The organism is Psychrobacter sp. FME13 (assembly GCF_014861395.1).
Lineage (GTDB): Bacteria > Pseudomonadota > Gammaproteobacteria > Pseudomonadales > Moraxellaceae > Psychrobacter.
Genome location: NZ_RRYV01000201.1, coordinates 1 through 4758, shown reverse-complemented (window position 1 = coordinate 4758; position 4758 = coordinate 1). Strand labels below are relative to the sequence as shown.

The window sequence follows — 4758 nt, the reverse complement described above, 5'->3', positions numbered from 1 at the left end:
TTCTTTGGGTTAGTATAGCCTCTTAGCAGTTGTCCAATTTAATTATGCCACTACACTACGGACTCTCTTTTTAGTGTGCCCATTGCGCTTATTAGGCCTGTCTGCCTTTTCATGCTTGGGGTAGCCGAGATGCTCTTCCATTTCTGCTTCTAAGGCAGTGTCGATGAAGGACTGCATGAGCTGCTTTTGAAAGTCTTTGATGTCATCGAAGCTTTTCATGCTGCTGGCCATTTGCTCAGCCAGTTTCTTGATGTCAGATTGAGTAGTCATTGCTTATTCTCCTGTTAGTGGATTATAAGCAGTTACACAGAGTTTGGGAAACTCCCTATGCATCCTTAAGCTTATTATCTAACTATTTATTTTTAAGAATATATTATCTTCTTAAAGCATTACTCAACCCAAATATCTTAACGTCTTCTTAACAGGCCTCTTGTTATCGTAAGGAATCAAACTCCTTACCATCCTGTTGAGAAGCCTAGTTATGTCAACCTCTCAAGCACTTAGCACTGAAATCACCAAAGCTCCTACCAAAAAAAGCTATCTAAACAGCATTTTTAATCATGAAATTAATCTTAACTATCTGATTATTATCGTTGCGCTCTATTTAGTCACTACTGCAAATTTTGGTTTTTTCGCGCAAGTGCTTAGCATTTACCCTTTTGGTAATAACGTTGGCTTCATAGTTTCTATCGCAGGCTTATTGTTCGGCTTAATGTGGCTACTCATCCAATTATTTTGCTATCGTCCTATTGCTAAACCAGTGCTCATCGCTATGGTAATGATAGCGGCCGTATGTGGCTATTTTACTGACGCTTATGGCACTATTTTCGATACTAATATGCTGATCAATAGTATACAAACCGATCAAGGTGAAGCGATGGGGTTGATGTCGCTAAGTTTTTTTACAAGAGTCTTTATACTAGGCATTATACCCGCAGTTATTATTGCTAAAATCCGCATAAAAAGAGTACCTATACGTCGAGCGCTATGGCAAAAAGCGTTAACCTTAACCTCATCTATCGCCTTAATAGCTGTCTGCCTACTGTCTTTTGGCGATCAATACGCCACCTTTTTCCGTCAGCATAAGATAGTCCGCAGTTACGCAAACCCTATTACTCCTATCTACTCGGTTATCAAATTAGGTACCGATTATGTTGAGAAACTTCGTCGTCCTGATACATTGACCCTGCATGCGACAGATGCCAAACGTATAACTCCTACTGCTGGAACTAACGCAGCAAAGCCTAAACTCATGGTATTTGTCGTTGGTGAAACAGTACGTGCTGATCATATCGGTCTTAATGGCTATGAGCGCGACACTATGCCTCTGCTGACTAGCCAACCAGATGTCTATAGCTTTAAAAATGCCACCTCATGTGGCACCTCTACTGCTTACTCCGTTCCCTGTATGTTTAGCTACTCTAATCGAGAGAGTTATGACAATAATATGGCAGACTATAATGAGAACGTATTAGACACACTAAATAAGCAAGGCGTCAATGTTATTTGGCGCGACAATAATTCGAGCTCTAAAGGGGTCGCGGATCGAGTAACTTTTGAAGATTATAAGACGGCTGATGTCAATCCAAATTGTGATGAGGAGTGTCATGATATCGGTATGCTTGACGGTTTTGATACTTTAATTAAGTCAGATGCACCTGCCAAAGATACGCTTATTTTATTGCATCAAATGGGCAATCATGGTCCCGCTTATTACAAACGTTATCCTAAGGAATTTGAAGAGTACAAACCTGTATGCATGACTAATGAGCTCTCTAAATGCGATGATCAATCCGTCATCAACGCTTATGACAATGCCATTCGTTATACTGATTACTTCTTAAATAACGTGATTAATACGCTCAAAAAGTATGAGCAGGACTATGATGTCATAATGGTATATATTAGCGATCATGGCGAAAGTTTAGGCGAGAATAATATTTACTTGCATGGCATGCCCTACGCTATCGCACCTGATGCGCAAAAGCAGGTGCCTGTCATCATTTGGTCACCTAATAGTAATAATATTGATAAAAGTAGTCTCGTTAGTATGATTGATCAGCCCGTATCACATGACTTTATCACCCCAACTTTACTTAACTTTTTTGGTATTACTACCGATGAGGTAGCAGCAGCGCCAACCTTCTTTAAATCTACCCATTAAGACCTTTATCATAAGCCCTGCTAGCATTTATGCACGAGACCACTATGTACAAGATACTCATCATCGAAGACAATCCCGATATCGTCGCCAATATTTATGCCTTTTTTGAACCAAAAGGTTTTGAGCTGGACAACGCTCATAATGGCATTAGCGGCTTAACACTCGCTGCAAATAATCGCTATGACGTTATTTTATTAGATGTCATGCTGCCGGGTATGGACGGCACCAAGCTATGTAAAAAACTGAGAGAAGAGCTACATAATAAAACCCCTGTATTGATGCTGACGGCTCGTGATACGATTTTGGATAAAGTCGCAGGCTTCGATAGTGGCGCTGATGATTATCTGGTCAAACCCTTCTCACTCATTGAATTAGAATCACGGATTAAAGCGCTTATCCGTCGACACCAAGATGAGCATTTTGAGCACAGCTTAGCTGTCGGACCATTATCCTTAAATGCTAATGAGCACACGATTAGACGAGAAGGTACATCACTAAAACTGACACCAACAGGGTTTAAAATTTTAGAAACATTAATGAATGCGTCGCCACGAGTCGTCAGTAAAAGTGAGCTTGAGGAAAAGGTATGGGGTGAGGATATTCCAAGTAGCGATGCGCTACGGACTCATATGCATAGTGTGCGCGTACAAGTCGACAAGCCATTTGCCAGACCTATGATAATGACGATGCCTGGAGTGGGTTATCAAATTGTTGATCCCGATAAAGTGTAGAATATCTTAGTACGATTTACAGACTCAATCTGATTAAGAGTCGTCCTAGTTATACCTCCTATCCTCTTTCTACTACCTTATACTATGAAGTAAATGCCATGTTCAGCCTCGACTCTATCGCTAATAAATTTCGACTGTCATATTTTTTATTTGCCATATTACTTTGCGCTGCTTTCGTCAGTATTTTTATGTACGCTGAGACAAGGATGGAGCAAGAGTTGGTCAAAGCTCGCTTACTGCAACAGCTAGAGCTTAGTCAAGAAAAGGATGGCGATCAGCCTGTCTACACTGCAGATCTGGGCATAAAAATTTATCGCTATAATCATGCACCTGATAATTTAAAAGCTTTGGCAACCGAGACAGTGCAAGAGATGCCCGTAACCGTGCCCACCAAAGATGGCAATGTTAGAACTAATCTACATTTCTTCATCTATCAGCAAAATAAACAACGCTATGTTTTAACCTATTTAGAAGACACTGAGATGGTAATGGGGAACTACCCTGTCCTTGCCATTTTTGAACACCTAGAAGACATCTTTGCCAATGCCTTAAGAGTTGCCGTTATTTTAAGCTTACTAATTGCCGCAATATTTTCTCAGCTATCCTCTAGGCAAATTACTAAACCTTTATTAGACTTAAAAAAAGCAGTAGAAACCGATCATCAAAACTTAACCGAATTGACCCATTTGCCCTCCGAGGTTGGCGTATTAGCACGCGCTATTGATGAGAAGAATCATAAGCTTGAGCAGTATCTCAAACGTGAGCAGCTATTTACTGGAGATGTTAGCCACGAGCTGCGCACGCCTTTGACGATTATTATGGGTGCATCAGAAGTACTGGCTTCTCAATTAGAAGGCGATAGCCGTTTGAGCGAGTTTACTAATCGTATTAGTACTACAGCTAAAGAGACCTCTGAGATTATCAGCGCGTTATTACTACTCTCGCGTGCTCCTGAAAAACTGGACGCTCCGCAAACCTCTATCAATAGCATTGCTAACAATGAAGTGGAACGCTTAAAGTATTTGCTACGGTATAAGACTGTGACTTATGCAGTAGTCGCTGAACAAGAGTATTTTGCCTACGTACGACCTGAATTACTAAAAATGGCACTAGGCAACTTAATAAAGAATGCCTTTCAATACACGGATGAGGGTGAGGTAGTTATTATTATTGACGATAAAAAAATCACCGTTACCGATACTGGCTTGGGTATTCCTGAAGCGATGATGCCTCTACTCTATGAAAGGTTTGAGCGTTTAGAGCAAAAGAAAAATGATGGGCAATTAACTGATAAGTTCTCGTCAAAAGATTATACGAGCTATAAGGTTGATGGCACAGGGTTAGGTCTAAGTATTGTTCAGCGCATCATAACGCATATGGGCTGGCAACTTACCCATCAAGCTAATGCTGCAGGCGGTAGTACGTTTAGTATTTATTATAAATAAATTCTACTAATAAACAATCTTTAAAAGCCTAAGACATTACAAGTTAGCAGTACAGTTTAAAACCATTTCTTACTTTTAAAATACACAACGATGGCCACAGTCAATGTTACCATCACACCCCACAAGGCAAAGTAACCCTCATTCCATTTTAACTCAGGCATATAGTCAAAATTCATACCGTAAACGCCTACCAAAAATGTTAATGGTATAAATACCACTGACACTAAGGTCAAGGTACGTATGATTTCATTCAAACGATGGCCCTGAATTGAGAATATCAGATTGGTTTTACTATCAAGCTCAAACAACTCAAAATCAATTTCATCAATCAAATTGTTGGCTTGCTCTTTAAGTTCGGTGAAATATAGTCACTGCACTACAAAAGAGTTATGTTTTGGATGAATATCATAAAACAATT

At 39.9% G+C, this 4758-nt stretch carries 4 protein-coding genes and 1 pseudogene; 3 read left to right on the top strand and 2 right to left on the bottom strand.

What is annotated here, in order from left to right; all coding sequences use genetic code 11:
- Positions 1-42 precede the first annotated feature (42 nt).
- Positions 43-270, bottom strand: a complete 228-nt coding sequence (locus tag EI164_RS14750; RefSeq protein WP_192520671.1) for a transposase — start codon at positions 268-270, stop codon at positions 43-45.
- A gap of 211 nt (positions 271-481) precedes the next feature.
- Between EI164_RS14750 and EI164_RS14745 the strand changes: the two genes are divergently transcribed.
- The 3 genes from EI164_RS14745 to EI164_RS14735 all read left to right on the top strand — a co-directional run bounded on the left by EI164_RS14745 (position 482) and on the right by EI164_RS14735 (position 4340).
- Positions 482-2164 (top strand): phosphoethanolamine transferase, encoded by a 1683-nt coding sequence (locus EI164_RS14745; RefSeq protein WP_192520670.1) that lies wholly within the window; start codon positions 482-484, stop codon positions 2162-2164.
- A 44-nt stretch (positions 2165-2208) separates the two neighbouring features.
- The gene (locus tag EI164_RS14740) at positions 2209-2895 is read left to right on the top strand and encodes a response regulator transcription factor (protein WP_025651489.1); all 687 of its coding nucleotides are present in this window, start codon (positions 2209-2211) and stop codon (positions 2893-2895) included.
- Positions 2896-2993: 98 nt separating this feature from the next.
- On the top strand, positions 2994-4340 hold the full coding sequence (locus EI164_RS14735; RefSeq protein ID WP_192520669.1) for a sensor histidine kinase: 1347 nt from the start codon (positions 2994-2996) through the stop codon (positions 4338-4340).
- Positions 4341-4396: 56 nt separating this feature from the next.
- Here the strand turns inward: EI164_RS14735 and EI164_RS14730 are convergent.
- Positions 4397-4693 (bottom strand): annotated as a pseudogene (locus EI164_RS14730) (CorA family divalent cation transporter); the annotation flags it as partial.
- Positions 4694-4758: the final 65 nt, after the last annotated feature.

Coding starts and splice junctions, on each gene's coding strand:
- EI164_RS14750 (WP_192520671.1), bottom strand. CDS start 270: ATGACTACTCAATCTGACATCAAGAAACTGGCTGAGCAAATGGCCAGC.
- EI164_RS14745 (WP_192520670.1), top strand. CDS start 482: ATGTCAACCTCTCAAGCACTTAGCACTGAAATCACCAAAGCTCCTACC.
- EI164_RS14740 (WP_025651489.1), top strand. CDS start 2,209: ATGTACAAGATACTCATCATCGAAGACAATCCCGATATCGTCGCCAAT.
- EI164_RS14735 (WP_192520669.1), top strand. CDS start 2,994: ATGTTCAGCCTCGACTCTATCGCTAATAAATTTCGACTGTCATATTTT.